The sequence below is a fragment of the Streptomyces sp. NPDC017890 genome (assembly GCF_044328675.1).
Taxonomy (GTDB): domain Bacteria; phylum Actinomycetota; class Actinomycetes; order Streptomycetales; family Streptomycetaceae; genus Streptomyces.
Map to the genome: position 1 here is coordinate 229455 of NZ_JBIRHU010000006.1, position 23210 is coordinate 252664.

20 protein-coding genes, 1 pseudogene and 1 riboswitch are annotated in these 23210 nt (G+C 72.3%); of the genes and pseudogenes, 13 read left to right on the forward strand and 8 right to left on the reverse strand.

Annotation, left to right across the window (positions count from 1 at the left end; genetic code table 11):
• Window positions 1–49 precede the first annotated feature (49 nt).
• The 8 genes from ACH4F2_RS10475 (at window position 50) to ACH4F2_RS10510 (ending at window position 7734) form a co-directional block, all read left to right on the forward strand.
• Window positions 50–604 carry a GNAT family N-acetyltransferase gene (locus ACH4F2_RS10475; protein WP_398132295.1) on the forward strand — a complete coding sequence of 185 codons (555 nt, stop codon included), beginning with the start codon at window positions 50–52 and terminating at the stop codon, window positions 602–604.
• A 96-nt stretch (window positions 605–700) separates the two neighbouring features.
• Entirely contained in the window at window positions 701–1288 is a 588-nt protein-coding gene (locus ACH4F2_RS10480) for a DUF488 family protein (RefSeq protein WP_398132296.1), read from the forward strand.
• 42 nt (window positions 1289–1330) lie between these two features.
• A complete protein-coding gene (locus ACH4F2_RS10485; RefSeq protein ID WP_398132297.1) occupies window positions 1331–2278 on the forward strand; it encodes a hypothetical protein in 948 nt (315 codons plus the stop codon).
• 89 nt (window positions 2279–2367) lie between these two features.
• On the forward strand, window positions 2368–2706 hold the full coding sequence (locus ACH4F2_RS10490) for an SCO0607 family lipoprotein (protein ID WP_398132298.1): 339 nt from the start codon (window positions 2368–2370) through the stop codon (window positions 2704–2706).
• Between the two features lie 265 nt (window positions 2707–2971).
• A complete protein-coding gene (locus ACH4F2_RS10495) occupies window positions 2972–3772 on the forward strand; it encodes a hypothetical protein (RefSeq protein WP_398132299.1) in 801 nt (266 codons plus the stop codon).
• A gap of 94 nt (window positions 3773–3866) precedes the next feature.
• A complete protein-coding gene (locus ACH4F2_RS10500; protein WP_398132300.1) occupies window positions 3867–4730 on the forward strand; it encodes a DMT family transporter in 864 nt (287 codons plus the stop codon).
• Between the two features lie 223 nt (window positions 4731–4953).
• Window positions 4954–6408, forward strand: coding sequence for a basic amino acid/polyamine antiporter (locus ACH4F2_RS10505; protein WP_398132301.1), 1455 nt, complete (start codon window positions 4954–4956; stop codon window positions 6406–6408).
• 87 nt (window positions 6409–6495) lie between these two features.
• Window positions 6496–7734: an arginine deiminase gene (locus ACH4F2_RS10510; protein ID WP_398132358.1), complete on the forward strand. Its 1239-nt coding sequence runs from the start codon at window positions 6496–6498 to the stop codon at window positions 7732–7734.
• A 26-nt stretch (window positions 7735–7760) separates the two neighbouring features.
• Here the strand turns inward: ACH4F2_RS10510 and ACH4F2_RS10515 are convergent, their stop codons facing one another.
• A complete protein-coding gene (locus ACH4F2_RS10515) occupies window positions 7761–8045 on the reverse strand; it encodes a hypothetical protein (protein ID WP_398132302.1) in 285 nt (94 codons plus the stop codon).
• Between the two features lie 350 nt (window positions 8046–8395).
• Here ACH4F2_RS10515 and ACH4F2_RS10520 point away from each other — a divergent pair, with 350 nt between their 5' ends.
• On the forward strand, window positions 8396–8869 hold the full coding sequence (locus ACH4F2_RS10520) for a hypothetical protein (RefSeq protein ID WP_398132303.1): 474 nt from the start codon (window positions 8396–8398) through the stop codon (window positions 8867–8869).
• A gap of 12 nt (window positions 8870–8881) precedes the next feature.
• On the opposite strand, the gene ACH4F2_RS10525 is transcribed toward ACH4F2_RS10520, so the two are convergent.
• Both ACH4F2_RS10525 and ACH4F2_RS10530 read right to left on the reverse strand, forming a co-directional pair.
• Window positions 8882–11257 (reverse strand): glycoside hydrolase family 65 protein, encoded by a 2376-nt coding sequence (locus tag ACH4F2_RS10525; RefSeq protein WP_398132304.1) that lies wholly within the window; start codon window positions 11255–11257, stop codon window positions 8882–8884.
• Window positions 11254–13644 carry a phosphoketolase gene (locus ACH4F2_RS10530; protein WP_398132305.1) on the reverse strand — a complete coding sequence of 797 codons (2391 nt, stop codon included), beginning with the start codon at window positions 13642–13644 and terminating at the stop codon, window positions 11254–11256. The genes ACH4F2_RS10525 and ACH4F2_RS10530 overlap by 4 nt, the downstream gene beginning before the upstream one ends.
• A 618-nt stretch (window positions 13645–14262) precedes the next feature.
• Between ACH4F2_RS10530 and ACH4F2_RS10535 the strand changes: the two genes are divergently transcribed.
• The 3 genes from ACH4F2_RS10535 to ACH4F2_RS10545 all read left to right on the forward strand — a co-directional run bounded on the left by ACH4F2_RS10535 (window position 14263) and on the right by ACH4F2_RS10545 (window position 17336).
• Complete coding sequence (locus ACH4F2_RS10535) at window positions 14263–14961, forward strand: TetR/AcrR family transcriptional regulator (protein ID WP_398132306.1); 699 nt, start codon at window positions 14263–14265, stop codon at window positions 14959–14961.
• Between the two features lie 96 nt (window positions 14962–15057).
• Window positions 15058–16680, forward strand: coding sequence for an MDR family MFS transporter (locus ACH4F2_RS10540; RefSeq protein ID WP_398132359.1), 1623 nt, complete (start codon window positions 15058–15060; stop codon window positions 16678–16680).
• 203 nt (window positions 16681–16883) lie between these two features.
• Window positions 16884–17336, forward strand: a complete 453-nt coding sequence (locus ACH4F2_RS10545) for a flavodoxin family protein (RefSeq protein ID WP_398132307.1) — start codon at window positions 16884–16886, stop codon at window positions 17334–17336.
• A 392-nt stretch (window positions 17337–17728) separates the two neighbouring features.
• Here ACH4F2_RS10545 and ACH4F2_RS10550 read toward each other — a convergent pair whose 3' ends face one another.
• From ACH4F2_RS10550 to ACH4F2_RS10570, 5 genes are all read right to left on the reverse strand, one after another.
• On the reverse strand, window positions 17729–18562 hold the full coding sequence (locus tag ACH4F2_RS10550; RefSeq protein WP_398132308.1) for an ABC transporter ATP-binding protein: 834 nt from the start codon (window positions 18560–18562) through the stop codon (window positions 17729–17731).
• The gene (locus tag ACH4F2_RS10555; protein ID WP_398132309.1) at window positions 18559–19617 is read right to left on the reverse strand and encodes a FecCD family ABC transporter permease; all 1059 of its coding nucleotides are present in this window, start codon (window positions 19615–19617) and stop codon (window positions 18559–18561) included. The genes ACH4F2_RS10550 and ACH4F2_RS10555 overlap by 4 nt, the downstream gene beginning before the upstream one ends.
• A gap of 35 nt (window positions 19618–19652) precedes the next feature.
• Window positions 19653–20753: an ABC transporter substrate-binding protein gene (locus ACH4F2_RS10560; RefSeq protein ID WP_398132310.1), complete on the reverse strand. Its 1101-nt coding sequence runs from the start codon at window positions 20751–20753 to the stop codon at window positions 19653–19655.
• A 62-nt stretch (window positions 20754–20815) separates the two neighbouring features.
• A riboswitch (cobalamin riboswitch) is annotated at window positions 20816–21002 on the reverse strand.
• Between the two features lie 265 nt (window positions 21003–21267).
• Window positions 21268–22218: a M56 family metallopeptidase gene (locus ACH4F2_RS10565; RefSeq protein WP_398132311.1), complete on the reverse strand. Its 951-nt coding sequence runs from the start codon at window positions 22216–22218 to the stop codon at window positions 21268–21270.
• Window positions 22219–22224: 6 nt separating this feature from the next.
• The gene (locus ACH4F2_RS10570) at window positions 22225–22611 is read right to left on the reverse strand and encodes a BlaI/MecI/CopY family transcriptional regulator (protein WP_398132312.1); all 387 of its coding nucleotides are present in this window, start codon (window positions 22609–22611) and stop codon (window positions 22225–22227) included.
• Window positions 22612–22719: 108 nt separating this feature from the next.
• Here ACH4F2_RS10570 and ACH4F2_RS10575 point away from each other — a divergent pair.
• Window positions 22720–23196, forward strand: a pseudogene (locus ACH4F2_RS10575) (TerD family protein); the annotation flags it as partial.
• Window positions 23197–23210 lie beyond the last annotated feature (14 nt).

The following is a 23210-nucleotide window of genomic DNA, read 5'->3' on the forward strand; positions in this document are numbered from 1 at the left end:
TGATCCCTCGCGTGACGGGCGTCCCGCGGCGCGCGGTTAGGATCCGGCAATGATCGAAGGCAGGTCGACCAGGTTGCGGGCGCTCCGGTCCGAGGACGCGGCACATCATCTCCGGTGGCGCAACGATCCGCAGGTGGTGCGCTGGGCCGCTGCCGGTGACCCGTGTTTCGGCCCCGTGACGGCGGAGGCGATCTCGATCGCCTTCGACATCATGCTGCGGCTCAGCCCGAGGGAGTCGGCCGTGTTCACCGTCGAGGACATGGCCGGCGGCGAAGTGATAGGCATGGCCGACTACCGCGACCTGGACCCGTACGCCGGGACGGCCACCCTGGGCATCACCATCGGTGAGAAGGCCTTCTGGGGGCTCGGCCACGGGTCGGAGGCGCTGCGGCTGCTCATGGACCACCTGTTCGGCGCGTACGGTCTCCACCGGCTGGAGCTGGACACGTGGAGCGGCAACGAGCGTGCCATGCGGTCCTTCGCCGGGCTCGGCTTCAGCGAGGAGGGCCGGCTCCGCTCGGCCGTGCTGATGGAGGGGCGGCGCTACGACCGGGTGCTGTTCGGCATCCTGCGCGAGGAGTGGTCGGCCCTCGGTCCGGCCTGAGTCCGGCACCCGGGCGCGAGACCCCCTGGTCACGGGGCGGTCGGCGTGACCGTGGACAGGAGGCATGAGCGCCGGCAGCAGGGGGACCCCGATCCCATGTCCCAGCCTCACCTGGTCACGTTCGGGCACGGCACCATGGGCCGCGCGGCGCTGGCAGAACTGCTGCGCGATGCCGGTGTCGCCGCCGTGGTCGATGTCCGGACGGCGCCCGGCAGCCGCCGCGATCCCGACCTGCTGCGGGAGCGGCTCGCCGGGTGGCTGCCCGAGGAGGGCCTCGCCTACCGGTGGGAGCGGCGTCTGGGCGGTTTCCGCAAGCCCGCACCGGACTCGCCCGACGTGGTCTGGCGCAACACATCGTTCAGGGGGTACGCCGGTCACACCCGCTCGCCGGAGTTCGTCACAGCCATGGACGAGTTGCTGGAACAGGCAGTGCGGGAACGCACCGCGGTGATGTGCGGCGAGGCGGTGTGGTGGCGGTGCCACCGGCGACTCATCGCCGACTTCTCCGTGCTGGCTCGTGACACCCCCGTGGACCACCTCATGCACGACGGCCGCCTGGCCGCCCACTCCCCCACCCCGGGCGCGCGACTGCGGAGGGACCGCCTCCTCGTCTACGACGACGAGGAGGGGGCGGAGGCCAAGTCGGCGGCCGAGTCGGCCGCTTCCGGGCCCGCGCGCTCGTAGAGGTCGTAGCGGTCGTAGAGGTCGAGGCTGGGACGGAGGAGCATGCGGCGCAAGGACGCAGACCGTCGGGAGACCGGCGATCGGCACGTGGAGTCGGTCGAGTCGGTCCTCGAACAGCTCTACGCGACACCGCCGTCCGACTTCGTCTCCCTCCGGGAGGAACACGCCGCGGCCGCCAGAGCGGCCGGTCGCAAGGAGGACGCCCGCCGTATACACGCCGCACACCGGCCCACCCTCGCGGCCTGGGCGGCGAATCTGCTGAGACGCTCCCAGCCGGAGGAGAGCGAGCGGTTCCTGGAGCTGGGCCACGCCCTGCGCGAGGCCCACCGCACACTCGACGCCGCCGGTCTCAAGGAGCTCTCCGCGCAGCGGCGGCGCATCGTCCTGACCCTGTCCCGGCAGGCCGCCCGACTCGCCCGCGAGGCCGGACACCACCTGTCGGAAACGGCACAGCGAGAGGTCGAGTCGACGCTGCGCGCGGTCCTCGCGGACCCGGCCGCGGCCGGCCGGTGGGCCGGCGGACGCCTGGAGGTCTCGCTCACCCCACCCTCGGAATTCCCGGCGGGTACCGCCCCGGCGGAGTCCGCGCCGCGCGAACGGCCGGCCCGGTCGGCCTCCCCCCGCCCCGCGGGCGGCACTCGGACGAAGGACGAACTCGCCGAACGGCGCCGCAAACGGCAGGAGGAACTCGCGCGGGCCGAACAGACGGCGGAGACGGCCGCGCGGCAACTGCGTGACCGACGCGCGGAGCAGGCGGACGCCGACGCGTCACTGCGGCGGGCCGACGAGGAACACGACCGGGCCCGGGAGGAAGTGGCCGGCGCCGAGCGACGGCTGCGGCAGGCCCACGAGGACCTCGCCCGCGCCGAACGGGAGCGGCGGGAGGCCGGGGAGCGGGAACGTACGGCCGTGGACGCGCTGACCCGGGCCGAACGGGAGGCACGTGAGACCGCACGCCGGGTGGACCGTTTGGCCGGCCGGGTCAGGTAGTGCGGCCCGTCCGGCTGAGCACCCGTACTCATGAGGCGCTTCCCACGTCGCGGGAGGCTTGCCGTACCAACATGCGTGAGGAGTCAACCGTGCTCACCACCAGTCGAGTTCACCGGCCGCGGTCCGTGAGCGCCGACCGCGCCACACGGCCGGCGCCGGGCCTCGCCCCGGCCTGCGCGGCCGCCGCCGCGATCCTGACCGGCTGCTCCACCGAGCAGGCGACCTGCGGCGGCGGCGAGTACCCGGTCATGACCATCGGCAGCACCGGCAGCGCGTGCGTGCCGGACGGCGAGGAGCCGCCCGAGGGATGCACCCGCTACCCGCAGGGCAAGGTCCCGGAGCACGTCGGCGACACGTGGGACACCTACTGGCGGACACACACCGTCGACAGGACGGGAAAGGTCGTCGAGGTACCCGACAGCGAGTGACTGACGAGCGCCGACGCTCCGAACACACGCACGGCGAACCCGCGTGACGTACCACGTTGACAGCCATACGTGGTATACCGGCCCGGCAGCAAACAGGGGAACAACAGGCGCCGTCCGTCCGTACTATCTGTGTGTCAGCACAGCCGGTGGCAGTCTCACATTCCCGCTGCCGGGCGCCGACCGGGCATGGTCCCCATGTCCCGCGCCTGATGTCCCGCCGTTCCTCACGAGCCTTCACGGCCGCGAATCGAGGAGAGTCAACACCATGTCCGAGAGCACGATGCAGACCGCCACCCAACTGGCATCGCAGTACAGCGTCCAGGTGACCGATGACCTGGAGCGCAACGTCAAGGAGCAGGAACGCATCAGCGGGGAGATCACGTCCCTGCAGCAGCAGCTGGCCTCGCTGCAGCACGACCACGCCCTGCTGGTGAACATGCAGCAGGCGCTCGGCATCACCTCGCCGCCCCAGCCCGCCGCCACGACCGGCGATGCCACTGTGCCCGCTCCGCGTGACAGCGCCGCCGCGGAGCCGGCCGCCGGGAAGCGGACGCGGAGCAGGAAGACCGGCACCGCGTCCAAGCGCGCCGCCGCCCCGAAGCCGGGGCCCAAGCCCGCCGCGAAGGCCGGCGCCGCGCCTGCCGCCAAGCCGTCCGCCAGGGCCACCAAGGCCGCCAAGGCCACCAAGAAGCCGACGGTGAAGAAGGCGTCGACGCAGGCCACGTCCGCGCCCGCCGCCCCTTCCGACACCCCGTCGTCCGGCTCCGCGTCCGCGAAGCAGGCCGCCGACCGGCCCACGTTGGTCGAGCTGGTGCGGAGCCACCTCGTCGAACAGAGCGAGCCGCGCTCCGCCGCCGAGGTCACCACGGCGCTCGGTCAGGCCCACTCCGGACGCACCATCAAGACCACGGTCGTCCGCACCACTCTCGAGGGACTCGTCGCCAGGAACCAGGCCCAGCGCACCAAGCAGGGCACCTCGGTCTACTACACGGCCACCGAAGCGCCGGAGACGAAGCAGAAGCAGGACGCCACGACCGGGACGCCGTCCGCGCAGAGCGACAGCTGACGGCGGCCGCGCCCGACACCACCGGTCGGTGACACCGTCTTCCCTCGTCGTGCCGCGGCGCGCGGTCGGGGGGAAACGGGGCGAGGATCGGTGGATGGGTGTTGTACTGCCGGTGCTCTTCGCACTCCTCGCCGCGTTCAGCAACGCGCTGGCCACCGTGCTCCAGCGGCGTGCCGCGCTGAGTGTGCCGCAGTCCCAGGGGTTTCGCCCGGGGCTTGTCGTCGACCTGCTGCGGCGGCCGGTCTGGATCGCCGGCATGCTGGCCGTCGTCGTCGCCGGTGTGGGGCAGGCGGTGGCTCTGGCGACGGGGCCGCTGTCACTCGTGCAGCCGTTGTTCGTGCTGGAGCTTCCGCTGGCCCTGCTGCTGGCATCGCTGATGACCGGCCGCCACCTGCCCCGCACCATATGGCTCGCCGTGGGCGGGGTGGTCGTCGGACTCGGCGTCGCGCTGGCGTCGGCGGCTCCGGACGCCGGCGAGGCCGATGTGCCCCTGGACCGATGGGTGCCCGCGTTGGCGGCCTGCGCCGGAGCGGCCGTACTGCTGGCCGCGGCCGGTCTGAAACGTCCCGTCGGCAAGGCCCGCGCCGGTTGCCTCGGCGCGTCCACCGCGGTGTGGTACGCCCTGACGGCCGCGCTGATGAAGGACTCCATGCGCGCCCTGGACACGGACGGCGTCGACGGCTTCCTGACCGCCTGGCAGACGTACGGCTTCGCCGCGGCCGGTGTGTGTGCCGTACTCCTGCTGGAGCACGCCATGCAGGGCGGCCCGCTCGTCGCCTCCCAGCCCGCCCTCACCCTGGGGGACGCCACGGTGAGCCTCCTGCTCGGCGTGGTCCTCTACCGGGAGGACGTACGCGCGGGCTGGTGGATCGTTCCGCAGTTGCTCGGCGTCGCGCTGATCGTCGTCGGCGTCCTCACCCTCGCCCGGCGCGGCATCGACCTGCGCTCCGGACGCTGAGCGCCGCGCCGGTTTCTCACCGGGCCGGTGCGCACGGCGGGAGCGGCCGCCCCGCGACGCGAGGACGCCGCTGCCGACGGCATCCCAGTCATCGTGGATCCGTCTCCTCCACCGGCTCGTCGAGCACGAGTCAGGTGTCTCCCGGCCTGAGTACGAACAAGATGCCCTGAGCCACCACGTGATGCACAGTGGTCGCAATCGCTCAGCGACTCAGAGGAACGGCATGTCACAGGCCGCTGCTTCCGACGCCGACCGGCAATCCCCGCCGGCCGCCAAACTGCCCCTGCTCACTCTGACGGCCATGGTCGTCGGGTCGATGGTGGGCGCCGGGGTGTTCTCGCTGCCGGGGCGGTTCGCCGAGGAGACCGGCGTCGCGGGGGCGCTGATCGCCTGGGCGATCGCCGGCACGGGCATGCTGACGCTGGCCTTCGTCTTCCAGTCCCTCGCCGTACGCCGGCCCGACCTCGACGCCGGTGTGTACGCGTACGCCAAGGCCGGCTTCGGTGAGTACCTGGGCTTCTTCGCCGCCTTCGGCTACTGGGCCAGCACCTGCGTGGGCAACGTGACGTACTGGGTCCTCATCATGTCGACCGTCGGGTCGATCTGGCCGGGCCTCGGCGACGGCGACACCGCCCTGGCGGTCGTCCTGTCCTCTGCCGGGCTGTGGGCGTTCTTCTGGATGATCCGGCGCGGGGTGAAGGAAGCGACCGCCATCAACAAGGTCGTCACGGTGGCCAAGCTCGTACCCATCGTGATCTTCGTCCTCCTGGCACTGGTGTACTTCCGGCCGAGCGTGTTCGCGGACAACTTCGGCGGCGCGGACTATGCCGGTTCCCTGTTCTCGCAGGTGCGCGGCACCATGCTCGCCACCGTGTTCGTCTTCCTCGGCGTGGAGGGCGCCAGCGTCTACTCGCGGCACGCCGAGCGCCGGTCCGACGTGGGCCGGGCGACGGTGCTCGGCTTCCTCAGCGTGTTCGCCGTCTTCGCGTCGGTGACCATCGTGTCGTACGGCATCATGCCGATGGCCGAGATCGCCGACCTGCGCCAGCCGTCCATGGCGGGTGTCCTGGAGGAGGCCGTCGGCACCTGGGGCAGGGTGTTCATCAGCGTCGGCCTGATCGTGTCGGTGCTGGGCGCCTATCTGGCATGGACACTGATGGCGGCGGAGGTGCTTTTCGTCGCGGCCAAGGACGACGACATGCCACGCTTCCTGCGCCGTGCCAACGCCGTCGACGTGCCGGTGCCGGCGCTGCTGATGACGTCGCTGCTCACCCAGGCGGTGCTGATCGCCACCAGTTTCTCGGACGACGCCTTCAACTTCGCGCTCAACCTGACCAGCGCCCTCTCCCTGATCCCGTATCTGCTGGCGGCGGGCTTCGCGGTGCGGATCGGTGCCCGCGCCGACCCGCTCACGGTGGGCGGCCGGACCTCCCGGCGCGAGCTGGCCGTCGGCGTCGTCGCCACGGTGTACACCGCGTTCCTGCTGTACGCGGCCGGATGGAAGTTCGTACTGGTCTCCTTCATCCTCTACGCCCCGGCGACGGCCCTGTTCGTGATGGCCCGCCGCGAACAGGGCCGACGGCTGTTCTCGCCCGGGGAACTCGTCGTCCTGGCCGTCTCCGTGGCCGGCGCGGTGCTGGGCATCGTGGCACTGACGGCCGGCTGGATCAGCCTGTGAGCCGCGCCACCGTCGTCGCCCCTCGTCCCGCGTTTCCCGTCCCGCGTTTTCCAAGGAGGCCGTGTGAACAGCAACGAGAGCGCCGCGATGCCCGCGCTCGGCGTCCACTCCGAGGTCGGCAGACTGCGCAAGGTCCTGGTGTGTTCCCCCGGGCTCGCGCACCGGCGGCTCACCCCCACCAACTCCGGTGACCTGCTCTTCGACGACGTGATGTGGGTGGAGAACGCCCAGCGCGACCACGCCGCGTTCGTCGGCGAACTGCGCCGGCGCGGAGTGGAGGTGGTGGAGCTGCACGACCTGCTGGCGCGGATCATGGCGATCCCGGAGGCGAAGGCGTGGCTGCTGGACCGGAAGATCGTCGCCAACCAGGTCGGCATCGGCCTCATCGACGCGACCCGCGCCTACCTGGAGACCCTGTCGCCCAGGGAGCTCGCCGAGTACCTCGTCGGCGGGCTCGCCGTCGGCGACCTGCCCGAGGACTTCCGCTCCCCCCACTTCACGCTCGCCCGCGAATCCACCGGGGCGCGCGAGTACCTGATGCCTCCGCTGCCCAACACCCTGTACACCCGGGACACCACCTGCTGGCTGTACGGCGGACTCACCCTCAACCCGCTGTACTGGCCCGCGCGGCACGACGAGACTCTTCTGATGAAGGCGGTCTACACCTTCCACCCCGACTTCAAGGGCTCGACGGTGTGGTGGGGCGACCCCGAACTGGACTGGGGACAGGCCACCTTCGAGGGCGGCGACATCATGCCGGTGGGCAACGGTGTCGTCCTCATGGGCATGAGCGAGCGCACCTCGCGGCAGGCCATCACCCAGGTCGCCGCCGCGCTGTTCCGCGACGGCGCCGCCGAGCACGTCGTCGTCGCCGGGATGCCGAAGCTGCGGTCCGCCATGCACCTCGACACCGTCTTCACCTTCGCCGACCGCGATGTGGTCACCCTCTACCCCCGGATCATGGACGGGGTGCACACCTTCTCCCTGCGTCCCGGCGACCGGGCGCCGGGCTTCGAGATCGTCGACGAGGGGACGACGCCCTTCGTCGACGTCGTCGCCAGGGCGCTCGGGCTGTCCTCGCTGCGGGTGGTGGAGACGGGCGGTGACGCCTACGCCTCCGAGCGCCAGCAGTGGGACAGCGGCAACAACGCCGTCGCGGTGGAACCCGGTGTGGTGTTCACCTACGACCGCAACACCCTCACCAACGCCCTGCTGCGCGAGGCCCGCATCGAGGTCGTCACCATCGTGGGCGCGGAACTGGGCCGGGGGCGGGGTGGAGGGCACTGCATGACGTGTCCGTTGGTACGGGATCCCGTCGACTTCTGAGGGTCCCGCGGGCACGCCGCGACACGTCACCGGCAGAAGCCGTAGGCCTGCTCCAGCCACCGGCGCAGGGCCGCGTGCACGCTGCCGGGGAGCTCGCTGAGCTGCGCGATGGCGGCCCGGTCCCCGGCGGACGGCGCGATGCCCGCCGCGGTGAGCAGGGCGAGCAGGTCCAGGCGGCGCAGGTCGACGGGGTCGACGCGGCAGGGGACACGCAGGGCGGGGTCGGGCGGCTGGAGCAGGTAGTCGCCCTGGGTGTCGCGCGAGCGCGTCGGCGTCGGGTCGGCGGCAGTCGGGGCAGTCATCGTGTGCATACCGCGGTCCTCCACTTCGATGGGTCGCCGTTCTTGCCGGGATGAGACACCGGGGCGGCGACGGTGGTTGCGGACCGGCCCGAGGACCACCCGGTCGACGCAATCGGCGTCTTGTCGCACGAACCGACCCGGCACGGGCGCCGACGCCGTCCGCGCGGCGCCCGGCCCCGGACCGTCGTCGACCGCGTCGGCGCGCCCGTCGCGTACGGCATCCCGTTCCGCCCGGCCGGACGACGCCTCCGGCGCTCGTGCCCTACTCCGTACGAGTGGTGCATCCCGGGACCCGGCCGTACGGTCGGTACGGGGAAGGGAGAGCGGAGACAGGCGACCCCGAGACGGCGGGAGCAGACATGGGCAGGAACCCGATGAGGGCAGCGGTCACGCTCTGTGCCGCCGCCGCGCTCGCGATACCCCTGGGCGCGGTCTCCGCCGCACCGTCGGCGGACGACGCGGCAGGGACCCGACAGAACCAGTCCCAGCAGACGCGGGACCCGGTGCTCGTCGACTGCTCCTGGCAGCCTGCGGTACGGCCCGAGACGTTCCTGCTCGCCTGCGGTGACGGCAACAGCCGCCTGGTATCACTGCACTGGATCCGCTGGGACGGGAACACCGCGGTGGGGCGGGGCACCAACGCCGTCAACGACTGCGTCCCCTACTGCGCCGCGGGCACGTTCCACTCGTATCCCGTGTCCGTCCGGCTCGACCAGCCGCGGGCCTGGGAGAAGGACCCGGGAGAACAGCACTACACCCGGATGACCCTGACCTACACCGACGGCAGGCCGGACGGGTCCCCCCGCGTGGTGACCTATCCCCTGTGGGCCTGACGGCCCCGGCGGTCACTCCCTGAGGGCCAGACGGCAGGTGTCGCCCGGCCGGAGTCGCACCGTGCGGTCCGGCAGCCGGACGTCGATGGGCAGCGGACCGGACGACGGTACGGCGATCTCCAGCCGGTCGTGCTCCAGCCGGAGCCGTACACCCCAGTGGCCCTGGTAGCGGATGGAGAACCCGTACGACGACAGCTCCGGCAGCGGCACCGGGTCGAGCCACAGGGCGCCCGCGCGGGTCTCCAGTCCGGTCAGGCCGCGCTGGACGAGGTCGAGGGTGCCGGCCATGGCCCCGAGGTGGATGCCCTCGCCGGTGGTGCCGCCCTGGAGGTCGGCGACGTCCCCCTTGAGTGCCTCCTGGCAGAACGCCCATGCCTCGGCGCGGCGGGCCCGGGCCAGGATCCAGCCGTGGACGAGCCCGCTGAGGGTGGAACCGTGGCTGGTGCGGGCCAGGTAGTAGTCGACGGTGCGCTGCCAGGTCTCCTCGTCCAGGCCGTACCCCAGCCGCTGGAAGAGCGAGCGGAGTTCGGCCGGGGAGAACAGGTAGCCCAGCATCAGTACGTCGGCCTGCTTGGAGGCCTGGTAGTTGTTGACGCTGTCGTCCTCGGCCTCCAGGACACGGTCCAGGCGCCGGATGTCGCCGTACCGCTCGCGGTAGCCCTCCCAGTCGAGTTCGGCGAGGTCGCCGTATCCCTCGAACTGACTGACGACGCCGTCGTGGAAGGGGATGTGGAGGGTACGTGAGACGCTCTCCCACTGTTCCAGTTCCCCGTCGTCCAGGGCGGTGCGCTCGACGAGTTCGCGGCGGCGGGGTCCGGGCAGGTCGGCCAGCACCTCCAGGGTGCGGGACAGGACCCAGGAGGCGGTGACGTTGGTGTACGCGTTGTCGTCGAGGCCCGGTTCCACGGCGCCGGGGTAGGCCTCGTGGTACTCGTCGGGGCCGACGACGCCGCGGATGCGGTGCCGCCCCAGGTGCTCGTCCCAGGTCGCGGAGTCCGCCCAGAAACGTGCGATCTGCAGCAGCATCTCGGCGCCCTTGGTGTGCAGGAACTCGGCGTCGCCACTGGCCTCGCAGTACTGCCACACGTTGTACGCGATCGCCGACCCCACGTGGTGCTGGAGGTGCGAGTGGTCCGGGAGCCAGCGGCCCGAGTGCGGATTGAGATGCAGTTGCTGGGTCTCCTCGCGTCCGTCGCTGCCGCTCTGCCACGGGTACAGCGCGCCGCGCCTGCCGATGGCGCGGGCGGCGGCGCGGGCCCGTTCCAGACGGCGGTGCCGGTAGTGGAGCAGGGCCCGGGACACCTCTGGGAAGTGCAGGTTGAGGTAGGGCAGGACGAACAGCTCGTCCCAGAAGACGTGTCCGCGGTAGGACTCCCCGTGCAGTCCGCGCGCCGGTACACCCACGTCGAGGTCCGCGGTGTACGGGGAGAGGGTCTGCAGTACGTGGAAGAGGTGCAGGCGCAGGATGCTGCCCGCCTCGCCGGGTACGTCGAGTTCGGCGCGGCGCCACAGCTGGCCCCAGGCCGTGCGCTGCGTCACCAGCAGTTCGTCGAAGCCGGGGGCGTCGGCCACCCGGTCGACGGCGGCCTGCAGGGGGTCGCTGATCGCCGGGTCGCGTGAGGTGTGCAGGGCCACGATCTTGTCGACGGTGACGGTACGGCCCGACTCCGCGCGCAGGGTCGCGCGCTGGGTGACGCGCAGGTGTTCCCGGGCCGGGGTGACGGGCGCGTCGGCCGTCGTGCGGGCCGCCATGCCGATCCGGATGTCCGAGGTGCGGGTGCGGCAGCGCAGCCACACCGTGCCGTCGTCGGCGTCGCCGGTGTGCACGTGGGTCAGGTGACGGCCCTCCAGGTCCCGGTAGCGCGGCACCCCGGAGTTGGTGACGCCGCCGTCGAGGGCGGCCTCCACGTCGACGTCCGCCGTTCCGGCGTCGACCGTGAACTCCGTGCGCAGCGCCGCGAGGTGGGGATCGGCCATGTGCACCATGCGCAGCTGGCGCACGGACAGCACGCGTTCCCCGCCGAGCCCGAACTGGGTACGGCGCTCCAGAACGCCCGAGTCCAGGTGCACGGTCTGCCGGTGGTCGAGCACCTCGGCGGTGTCCGGCGTGAGCCAGTCACCCCCGTCGGCCCGGAAGCGCAGCGGCAGCCAGTTGGGGAGGTTGACCATGTCCTCGTTCTCCACGTCTCGTCCGGCGACGGTGGAGGTGAGCCGGTTGTAGCAGCCGGCCACGTAGGTGCCCGGGTAGTGCACGTCGTCCGCGGCGCACTCGGGCAGCGCGCCGCGGGTGGCGAAGTAGCCGTTGCCGAGCGTGCACAGCGACTCACGCAGCCGCTCGTCCGCGGGGTCGTAGTGGTCGTAGTCCCAGGTCGAGGGCGTCGCGGTCACTTCGAGCCCTCCCAGGACCAGTCGGCGACCTCCGGCAGGTCCACTCCGTGTTCGCGGATCCAGTCGTGGTGGCGCAGCCGGGCGTCCTCCATCCGCTGCCGCACGGCCGCCGCGCGCACGGCGAGGCCCGGTACGCGGTCGATGACGTCCATGACCAGGCGGTAGCGGTCCATGTCGTTGCCGATCACCATGTCGAAGGGTGTGGTGGTGGTCCCGATCTCCTTGTAGCCGCGCACGTGCAGATGCGCGTGGCCGGTGCGCCGGTAGGCGAGCCGGTGGATCAGCCAGGGGTAGCCGTGGTACGCGAAGACGACCGGCTTGTCGGCGGTGAACAGGCCGTCGTACTCGAAGTCACTCATGCCGTGCGGGTGTTCCCCGCTGGGCAGCAGCCGGGCGATGTCCACGACGTTCACGACGCGTACGGCGAGTGCGGGCAGGTGACGCCGGACGAGCTGGGCGGCGGCCAGTACCTCCTGGGTCGGGACGTCGCCCGCACAGGCCAGCACCACGTCGGGTTCTCGGGTGCCGTCCTCGGTGCCGGCCCAGTCCCAGATGCCGGCGCCGCGCGCGCAGTGGACCCGCGCCTGCTCCATGGACAGCCAGTCGAAGCAGGGCTGCTTGCCGGCGACGATCACGTTGACGTAGTCGCGGCTGCGCAGGGCGTGGTCGGCGACGGAGAGCAGGGTGTTGGCGTCCGGCGGCAGGTAGACCCGTACGGCCTCGGGGCTCTTGTTGAGGATGTGGTCGACGAAGCCGGGGTCCTGGTGGGAGAAGCCGTTGTGGTCCTGGCGCCACACGTGGGAGGTGAGCAGGTAGTTGAGGGAGGCGATGGGGGCGCGCCAGGGCAGGCGGCGGGTCACCCGCAGCCATTTGACGTGCTGGTTGACCATCGAGTCGACGATGTGGACGAACGCCTCGTAGCAGGAGAACAGTCCGTGCCGGCCGGTGAGGAGGTAGCCCTCCAGCCAGCCCTGGCAGGTGTGTTCGGAGAGGATCTCCATGACGCGGCCGTGCCGGTCGAGGTTCTCGTCGACGGGCAGCGTGCGTTCCTGCCAGGCCTTGCCGCTGGCGGCGTAGACGGCCTGGAGGCGGTTGGAGGCGGTCTCGTCGGGGCCGACGAGGCGGAAGTCGCGCCGGTCGGATGTGGCGTCCATGACGTCCCGGAGCAGGTCGCCGAGGACCCGGGTGGGTTCGTGCGTGCTCGCGCCGGGTTCGTCGACGGGGACGGCGTACTTCTCCAGCGGCGGCAGGGGCAGCTCGCGCAGCAGCAGCCCGCCGTTGGCGAAGGGACTGGCGCCCAGCCGGCGCGGGCCCGCGGGCGCGGCGGCGAGGACGTCGGGTCGTGGTGCTCCGTCGTCGTCGAACAGTTCCTCGGGCCGGTAGGAGCGCAGCCACTGCTCCAGCTGCCTCAGGTGTTCCGGGTCGGTCCGTACGGCGGACAGGGGGACCTGGTGAGCGCGCCAGGTGTTCTCCACGGGCAGGCCGTCGACCTCGGCCGGGCCGGTCCAGCCCTTGGGGGTGCGCAGCACGATCACCGGCCAGCGGGGGCGGCTCGTGGCACCTTCCTCGCGGGCGGCGCGCTGGATCGCGGCGATACGGTCCAGGGCGGTGTCCATGGCGTGGGCCATGGCGCGGTGGACGGCGGCCGGATCGTCGCCGGTGACGTGGATCGGGTCGTGGCCGTAGCCGCGCAGGAGTTCGTCGAGTTCCGCCTCGGGGAGGCGGGCGAGAACCGTCGGGTTGGCGATCTTGTAGCCGTTGAGGTGCAGGATCGGCAGGACCGCGCCGTCGCCCGCCGGGTCGAGGAACTTGTTGGAGTGCCAGGACGTCGCCAGCGGGCCGGTCTCCGCCTCGCCGTCGCCGATCACGCAGGCGACCACCAGGCCGGGGTGGTCGAAGGCGGCGCCGTAGGCGTGCGAGAGCGAGTAGCCGAGCTCGCCGCCCTCGTGGATCGAGCCCGGCGTCTCGGGCGCGACATGGCTCGGCACGCCACCGGGGAACGAGAACTGCTTGAACAGCCTGGCCATTCCGGTCGCGTCCCGGGTGATGTCCGGGTAGGTCTCGGTGTACGAACCCTCCAGCCACGAGTTGGCCAGCACGGCGGGCCCGCCGTGGCCGGGGCCCCAGATGCACAGGGCGTCGAGGTCCCGGGCCTTGATCACCCGGTTGAGGTGGGTGTGGACCAGGTTGAGGCCGGGTGAGGTGCCCCAGTGGCCGAGCAGGCGCGGCTTGACGTGCTCGGGACGCAGTGGCTCGGTCAGCAGGGGATTGGCCATCAGGTAGATCTGGCCGACGGAGAGGTAGTTCGCGGCGCGCCAGTGAGCGTCCAGGCCGGCGAGCTCCTCGTCCGTGAGCCCGCGGGATGCCTGCTGGGTGTCGACGGACATCGGTGGTCCTTTCCGTGTCGGACAGCGGTCGGGCCGCGCGGGCACGGGGGTACCCGTACACATCCCAACCCTGCGCAGACCGCTCGGGTACCCGGCAGGGCCGTTCGGGTCACGTCGGTTCCCGAACGGGGCCGGTGCCGGTCAGGCGCGGGCGGCGGCCGCCCCGGGGCGCCGCCCGGGCGGGCGTGTCGGCCGCCGCGGCGCGGGCGGACCGTGCCACGGAGGACGGGGTGGGTCCGGTCCGGCGTGCCGACGCGACTCGGTGCGGCTCGGTGCGGCTCGGTGCGGCCGGTCGAAGCCGTGCTCGTACCGGGCGCCGCGGACGACGAGTACCGGCCGGGACCATGCCGAGGAGGGGCCCCGGAGGCGATGCCGCGCACGCACCGGGTTTCCGGCGCGCCGCGCAGTGAGGGAGGCGTGTGACAGGAGAAGCACGGCCGCCACCGGCGCCGACCCCGATGCCGACCGTGCTGACGCAGCGGGTACCCCAACTTCGGCCTGACACACAGGACTTGCCGCTACCGTGCGGCGGAGCGCGCCACGGCCCGCTACCCCCCGCGACCCCGAGAGGCGCACTCGACACCCGCTAATTTTGCATAGCGTGCATCTTTGCATACCATGCAACTTATGTCGGAGAAGAGTGCCGCGGGGGGCGGCTTGCGGGAGCGGAAGAAGCGGGCCACACGCGCCGCCCTCGCCGAGGCCGCGGTACGTCTCGCCGCCGAACACGGGGCGGAGAAGGTCACCGTCGAGGCGATCAGCGCCGCGGCCGGGGTGTCGGTGCGAACCTTCTTCAACTACTTCGACACCCGTGACGACGCCTTCGTCGTCATCGACGCGGACGCGGGCGCACGTATGCGGTGCGCCGTGCTCGCCGCACCGGCCGAGCTCTCCCCGCTGGAAGCCCTGCACAGGGCCATGACGGCGGAATTCGCCGAGGCGGAGCAGCACCACGAGCTGTGGCGGCTGCACGCCGAAGTGCTGCACGCCTCGCCGCACCTCCTGGCGCGCGGCGTCGGGGCGCACATGGCGGCCGAGGCGGACCTGGCCGAAGCCATCGCGGAACGCCTCCGCGTCGCCGCCGGCGACGGCGACCGGCCCGGGGGCGAGCTCTGTTCCGGGTCCGGTTCCGGTTCCGGCGAGGAACGGCGTACGGCGCCCGGCCTCTACCCACGGCTGCTGGCCTCGGTGGCGAACGCCGCCGTGCGGACCAGCATGGACCACTGGTCCGCCCACCAGGAGGAAGCCGCCTTCATCGACGTCTTCCACGAGGTGTTCGCCCTCCTCGGCGCCGGCCTTCCGGCACCTTCCGCGTAACCACCGCGCCGGGCGCCGGCGCGACTTCATCAGACCACCACCGAAAGAGATGCCGTGACCGCAGCTCAGGCGCCCGCCGACGCGCCTCCCACCTCCATGAACCAACGGCAGATACTCCAGGCCATGTCCGGCCTGATGGCCGGCATGTTCGTCGCCATCCTGGCGGGCACCGTCGTCTCCAACGCGCTGCCGACGATCATCGCCGACCTGGGCGCCAGCCAGTCCTCGTACACCTGGGTCGTCACCGCCGAACTCCTGGCCATGACCGCGACGGTCCCCCTGTGGGGCAAGCTGTCCGACCTCTTCAACAAGAAGCTGCTGCTCCAGCTCTCGCTGCTGATGTTCGTAATCGGTTCGCTGCTGGCGGGCTTCTCCCACGACACGACGCTGCTGATCTTCAGCCGGGTCGTGCAGGGCATCGGCGCGGGTGGTCTGACCGCCCTCGCGCAGGTCGTCATGGCCGCCGTCATCCCGCCCCGGGAACTGGGCAAGTACTCCGGCATCTTCGGTGCCGTCTTCGCCGTCGGCACCGTGGCCGGACCGCTGATCGGCGGTGTGCTGGTGGACACCGACTGGCTGGGCTGGCGCTGGTGCTTCTTCATCGGCGTGCCGTTCGCCCTGCTGGCCATCTTCCTGTTGCAGCGCACACTGAAGCTGCCCACCGTCAAGCGCCAGGTGAAGATCGACTGGCTCGGCGCCTTCCTGATCGTCGCCGGTGTCTGCGCACTGCTCATCTGGGTCTCGCTGGCCGGCAACCAGTTCGACTGGGCGTCCTGGCAGACCGCCGCGCTCGTCATCGGCGGTGTGGTGCTGCTGGCCCTGGCTGTCCTCGTCGAGGCCCGTACCGACGAGCCGGTCATCCCGCTCGACATCTTCAAGAACCGCACGGTCACGCTGACCACCGTCGCCAGCCTCCTGGTCGGTGTCGCCATGTTCGGCGGAACCGTCTTCCTGTCGCAGTACTTCCAGGTCTCCCTGGGCAAGACGCCGACCGTCGCCGGTCTGATGAGCCTGCCGATGATCCTGGGTCTGCTGGTGTCGTCCACCGTCGCCGGACAGCTGATCAGCCGGACCGGCAAGTGGAAGAGCTACCTGGTGGCCGGCGCGGTCATCATGACGGTCGGCCTCGCGCTGCTCTCCCTGATCGACGCCGACACCCACTTCGGGCTGCTCAGCCTCTACATGGCCGTCCTCGGCGTCGGCGTCGGCATGCTGATGCAGAACCTGGTGCTCGCCGCGCAGAACGACGTCCCCGCGGCCGAGCTGGGCGCGGCGACCTCCGTGCTGTCCTTCTTCCGCAGCATGGGCGGCACCATCGGCACCAGCGTCCTCGGCGCGATCCTCGCCAACCGGGTCGCCAGCGAGATGACCAAGGGGCTGGAGAAGGCGGGCGCCGCCGGGGGCGCCGAGGGCGGCTCGGGCGGCGGTGGGCACAGCGTGCCGGACATGACCACGCTGCCCGCCCCCATGCGGGAGATCGTGGAGCACGCCTACGGTGTCGCCACCGCCGACCTGTTCCTCATCGCCACCCCGTTCGCGCTGCTCGCGCTGGTCGCCGTGGTCTTCATCAAGGAGAAGCCGCTGAAGACCACCAGCGGCATGGAGCGCCTGGCCGAGGAGGCCGGCGAGGCCGCCGGCGGAGAGGTCACCGTCCCCGCGCAGCGCTCCGGTGACACCCCGTCGAAGGCGGACAGCGGACCGGCGTCGCCGGTCGGCTGAACCGTCGGCCCACGACGCGCCACGACCCGGAAGGGGCCGCCCACCACACACGGTGGGCGGCCCCTTCCGCGTGCCGGACGGCCTCGGTCGCGCGCGACCGCGATCGCCCCGGACCCCGGCGTGTCGTACGACCGTGGCTCCCCGCGCCGGACGGGGGTGGCGCTTCTTGCGGTCGGCGGGTGCCGGGCGGCAGGCTTCGGGATGTGGCCACTTTGCTGATCGTTCATCACACGCCGTCGCCGAACTGCCAGGCGATGCTGGAAGCCGTCCTGTCCGGGGCGACCGCGCCGGAGATCGAAGGGGTGCGGGTGGTCAGGCGGGCTGCGCTGGCCGCGACGGCGGTCGACGTGCTGGAGGCCGACGGATACCTGCTGGGCACTCCGGCCAACCTGGGCTACATGTCCGGCGCCCTGAAGCACTTCTTCGACCAGGTCTACTACCCCTGCCTGGACGAGACGCGGGGCCGGCCCTTCGGCTACTACGTGCACGGCGGCAGCGACACCACCGGCGCGGTGCGTGGCATCGAGTCGGTCACGACCGGCCTCGGCTGGCAGCGCGCGGCGCCGGCGGTGAGCGTGGCGGGTGAACCCGGCAAGGCCGATCTGGAGGCCTGCTGGGAACTGGGGGCCGCACTCGCGGCCGGGCTGATGGTCTGACCGCACGGTGCCAAGGGCCCCCGGACGCGGGGGCACGGGGGCACGGGGGCACGGGGGCACGGAGGCACGGGCCAAGGCTCGTCCCTCTCGTGCCGCGCCCGCCCGCCCCCGGCTGGGCGCTGCCGTCACGGCGGCTCGCCCTCGACGAGGACGTCGGCCACCGAGCCGTCCGAACCGCCAGCGGCGGAGCAGTTCGTGGAAGGCGTGCGTGGAGACCGGACATGCGCGTCCTGGTTCCTCTCTGCGGGCGGTGCCGGTCGGACACGGTCAAGCGAACCGGTCGGGCAACTCCCTGGCAGTCGGCCGCCCGCGACCGGACGTGGCGCACGTCATGGATCTCGTGACGTCGCAGGGGGGCCGGCCGTCCGAGCCGTTCCCAGCGGCCGCTCGCGTTACTCGAGCGGTGCGGCGGTGCTCGGCCGGCCGAGCCGGGCACCGTCACCCGCTCGGGGAGCGTCCGTCAGGGTGCCGAGGAACCGGACGTGCGGGCGGCCGCCCGGCCCGGTGGGGGCGACCTCGGCGCGCACCCGGTACACCTCGGCGACCAGGTCCGCGGTCAGGACCCCCGCGGGATCGCCACAGGCCACGACCCGCCCCTCGGCCAGCACCACGAGGTGGTCGCAGTACATGGCCGCGAGGTTGAGGTCGTGCAGGGCGACCACGCTGGTGACGGGCAGGGCGGCGACCAGCGTCAGTACGTCGAGCTGGTGCTGGATGTCGAGGTGGTTGGTCGGTTCGTCCAGCAGGAGTTCGCGCGGCTGCTGGGCGAGGGCGCGGGCGATCTGGACGCGCTGGCGTTCGCCGCCGGAGAGGGTGTGCCAGAGCCGGTCCTCGTGCCCGGTCAGGCCGGTGCGTGCGAGGGCGTCCGTGACCGCCTCCTCGTCGGTCGCCGACGCCGGCGTCCAGGCGCGGCGGTGCGGGATCCGGCCGAGCCGGACGACGTCCCGGACGGTCAGCTCGGCCTGGGTGTCCGCCTGCTGCTCCACGACGGCCACGCGCCGGGCGACGTCCCGGCGGCCCACCCGGTCCAGCGGGCGGCCGTCGAGGGTGACGACACCGGAGGCCGGGGCGAGTACGCCGGCGAGCAGCCGCAGCAGGGTGGACTTGCCCGAGCCGTTGGGGCCGAGCAGTCCGGTCATGGCGCCGGGCCGGGGGCTCAGGTCGACGCCGTCCAGGATGAGCCGCCCGCCGGCGGCGCGGGAGACCCGCTCGGCGTTCAGCGTCACCGTGCCCGCCTGGTGCGGTACAGGACGAGGACGAAGGCGGGTACGCCGATGAGCGAGGTCACCACGCCCACCGGGACCTCCTGGGGTTCGAGGACGGTACGGGCCAGGGTGTCGACCCACACCAGGAACACCGCCCCGGCGAGGGCGCAGACCGGCAGCAGCCGGGCGTGCCCGGGGCCGGTCAACGCACGCACGGCGTGCGGCAGCACCAGGCCGACGAAGCCGATGGCGCCGGCCGAGGCGACCAGGGCGGCGGTGAGCAGGGCGGTGGCGCACAGCAGCACCAGCCGGGTACGGGCCACGTGGACGCCGAGCGTGGCCGCGGCGTCCTGGCCGAACGCGAAGGCGTCCAGTGTCCCGGCATACCCGAGGCACACGGCCAGGACCACGACCAGGGCCGCCGTACCCGTCCACACGTCCGTCCAGCCCGCCCCGCCGAGTGAGCCGAGCAGCCAGAACAGCACGCCGCGGGTGGTCTCGGCGTCGGCCGCGGTCATCACGACGAACGAGGTGAGCGCGGAGAACAGCTGCATCGCCGCCACGCCCGCGAGCACCACCCGGTCCGGGGTGCCGCCGAGGCTGTGGCTGAGCAGCATCACGAGCGCGAAGGAGCAGACCGCCCCGGCGAACGCCCCGCCCGACACGGACAGCGCGCCGCCGCCCACGCCCAGGACGACGACCAGGACGGCACCGGTCGAGGCGCCGGAGGAGACGCCCAGGACGAAGGGGTCGGCGAGCGGGTTGCGCAGCAGGGACTGGAGTACGGCACCGCATACGGCGAGCCCGGCACCGCACACGGCCGCGAGGAGGGTCCGGGGCAGCCGCAGGTCCCAGACGATGCCGTCGCGGATCGGCGTGACCTCCACGCCGGGAGTGCCGCCGCCGAGGTGGGCGACGAGCACGGACCAGACCTCGCCGACGCCGATGTCCGCGGGGCCGATGGTGACGGCGACGGCCACGGAGGCGCACAGGGCGACGAGACCCACCGCCGCCCACGCCGCCGGGCGGCGGCGGCCGGCCGCCCGCGTGCCGAGGGGCTCGTGGTTCTCGGACATCACCCGGCTCCCCGGCGTCACCCGGCTTTCGGACGTCACTCGGTGAGGCCGTACGCGCGCAGCGCCGCCGCCACCTTCTCCACGCCCTCGACGGTGCGGATGGTGGGGTTCATGGCCTGCCCGCTCAGCAGTACGTACCGTTTCTTCCTGACGGCGGTCATGTTCTTGGTGACGGGGTCGGACTCCAGGAACTCGATCTTCTTCGCGGCGGTCTCGGCCGTCTGGGACCTGCGGGTGAGGTCTCCGATGACGAGGACGTCGGGGTCGCGGTCGGCGACGGTCTCCCAGCCGACCTGCGGCCATTCCTCGTGGGTGTCGTCCATGGTGTTCTCCGCGCCGAGTTCGCGGGTCATGATGCCGGGGGCGCCGCAGCAGCCCGCCATGTAGGGGGAAGTCGAGTTGGCGAACCAGTACATGAGGGTGACACCGGAGGCGTCGATGCCCGAGGTGGCCTTCTCGACCCGCGCCTTCAGGCCGGCGACCAGGTCGTCGCCGCGCTGCTCGACGTCGAACGCCCGGGCCAGGTCGCGGACTTCGGCGTAGACGGTGTCCATGGTCAGGGGCTCGCTGCGGACGCCGTCGCCGTCGCCGCCGTTGTCCTTGCCGACACAGTCGGACGGGGACAGGTAGGCCGGCACGCCGAGTTCGGTGAACTGCTCGCGCGTGGCCACGCCGCCGGGGCCGAGCGTGGAGGCGAAGGAGGCGGCGACAAAGTCGGGTTCGGCGTCCAGGACCGTCTCGAAGGAGGGCATGTCGTCGGCGAGCCGGGGCACGCCGGTGTTCGCCTTCTCCAGGCCCTTCATGACCGGGTCGGTCCAGGTGGCGGTGCCCGCCATGCGGTCGGCGAGGCCGAGCGAGAGCAGGATCTCCGTGGTGCCCTGGTTGAGGGAGACCGCTCGCCGGGGCGGCGCGGTGATCTTCACCTCGTGCCCGCAGTCACTGACGACGCGTGGATAGCCGGCGGCCTCGGCCGGCGCCGCGGCGTCGGTGGCGGTCGTCCCGGAACCGCAGCCGGACGCCAGCAGAGTGCCGGACAGCAGCAACGCGAAGCGGGCGCGGAAGGAACAGCGGAACGAACAGAAGGAACGGGAAGAACGGAAGGAACGGCGGGAGGCGGCGGGGCGCGCTGCGGGCAAGGAAGATCCTCTGGCGTCGAGGGCTCAGACGCGAAGCCCGTTCGTACGGTGCGGCCCGCGCCGTAGGCGGCGCGGGTGCCAGCAGGTCTTCGGACTCGGGATCGACCGGACGGGACGCCTTCCCGGACGGCTTGTGCCGCCCAGTGGCCGTTGTCCCGCCCGTCCCCCTCACCGCTGCGCGTCAGTTCCGGATTCGCACCGGATTCCCTGACCCACCAGGTGGGTTCGACTGGCTCCCGCAAGCTACCACAGGGGCAACGCGGTGCCGGAGGCGGCCGTCTGCCCGACCGGCCCCGGTACCGCCCGCCCGCGCCTCAGCTGTGCCGGGCCGAACGGCTCGTCCGTGCCGGCCGTGTCGCCGCCGGGGCCGGCGGACTGGTCGTCGAGGGGCGCGGGGCCGAGGATGCGGCCCGTGCGGAGTCCGACGAGCCACTGTCGCCGTCGCCGGGGCAGGCGACCAGGACTTTCGTGGCCGTCTCCGCGGCCTGGGGTTTCCTTCGGAGAAGAAGGTCGCTCAGAGGGGCGTCGCGGCGCGGAGGATGAGGAACATCGTGACGGCGGCGTTCGCGGACGACATCGCCGACACGGCGGTTCCGGCGGCCGCGGCCCATGCCGCCAGGCCCACCGCGGTGAACACCGGGGGCCAGGTGCGGACCGCGGGAGCGGGACCGAGCAGGGCCGCCACCCGGCGCGGTACCGGGCCGGGCGCCGCGAGGCCGGCGAGGCCGGCGAGGCCGGCGAGGGTGGCGACCGGGGTGCCCCGGGAGACCAGGGCCGCCTTGCCGATCGCGGTCGCCACCGCGCGGCGGTTGCCGACCACCCGCGCGGCCGCCTCGTCCGCCCATCGCTCCGCCGTATAGGAAACGACGGTCCGCAGGGGCCGCAGGAACGGGTTGGCCAGGGCGGCGAGCCGGACGGTGAGCAGGAAGCGATGGTGCCGGGCGGTCAGATGGGCCCGCTCGTGGGCGAACAGCGCGCGCCGCTCAGCGGGTTCCAGGCAGTCGAGCAGGGCCGTGCTCACCACCACACGGTCCCGGCGACCGCCGGGCAGCGCGTACGCGTAGGGCGCCTCGTCCGGGAGTACGGCCACCCCGGTCCCCGGCAGTCCGGCCAGCGCGCGGTGGGCACGGCGACGTACTCTGCCGTGCCGCCACAGGGCCCGCGCCGAGGCCATGACCACCGCGCACAACGCGGGGATCGCCGCCTTGCCGACGACCTCGTCGTACGGCACCGCCGCCCGCACCTCGGGGTCGGACCAGCCGTCCGGCAGAGGGTTGCCCGGCAGTTGCGCGGTGCCGACCACCATCACCAGGGCGAGACACACGGTGCTGCACAGGGCCATCACGGCGGCCACGGCGGTGAGCAGCCTGGTCGCGGTCCGCGGGTGCAGATGCTGTTCGGCCAGCCTGGCGACCGGCCACGCCGTCAACGGCAGGACCAGCGGCAGAAAGACGAATACACCCATGCGGCGTCAGCCGTCCCCCGCGTCGCGCGCGTGCGCCAGAAGTTCCCGCAGCAGCCGCTCGTCGTCCGGGTCGAGGCCGGTGACGAAGCTGGCGAGCACCGCTACGCGGTCGCTCTCGGCGTCCAGGACCTTGCGCATCTTCCGCGCGGCCAGGCCCGCCTGGTCGGAGGCGGGTGTCCACGCGAAGGACCGGCCCGCGCGCTCGCGGCTGACCGCGCCCTTCTCCAGCAATCGGGTCAGGATCGTGATCACGGTGGTGTAGGCGAGGTCGCCGCCCAGGCGTTCCTGCACCCAGCCGGCCGTGGCGGGCCCGTCCGCCTCGCGCAGCACCGACAGCACCAGCGCCTCCAGCTCGCCCTGCCCCCGTCGCCGCGGACGCCGGTGATCCGTCACGGCCCGCCTCCTTCCGCTGCTGTCCGCCTTCCGAGGTCACATCGTATAGAGAAGAACCGTATTCTACAGCGCTGTAGAATACGGGTAGGGTGATCGGCGGAAGTCATCACGACCGGCACCGACTACGACCTCGACGCCTCCGCGCTGCTCCTCGACGCCTTTGGCAAGGTGCTCTCGGACGGGCACTTCGTCTTCCACAACAACCTCACCAGCCCGGACGGCTCGGTGGAGCACACCGGCGACAACCTCACCGGCGAGGGCGAGGGCGACGACGAGGCCGTGAAGGTGAACCTCGCCGCCGTCCCCACCGAGGTCAGCAGGATCGTCTTCCCGGTCTCCATCCACGACGCGGAGAACCGCGGCCAGAGCTTCGGCCAGGTCCGCAACGCCTTCATCCGGGTCGTCAACCAGGCGGGCAACCAGGAACTCGCCCGCTACGACCTCTCCGAGGACGCGTCGACCGACACCGCGATGGTCTTCGGCGAGCTGTACCGGCACGGCGCCGAGTGGAAGTTCCGGGCGGTCGGGCAGGGGTACTCCTCCGGCCTGGCGGGCATCGCCGCGGACTTCGGCGTCAACGTCTGACCCGAAGCGGACGG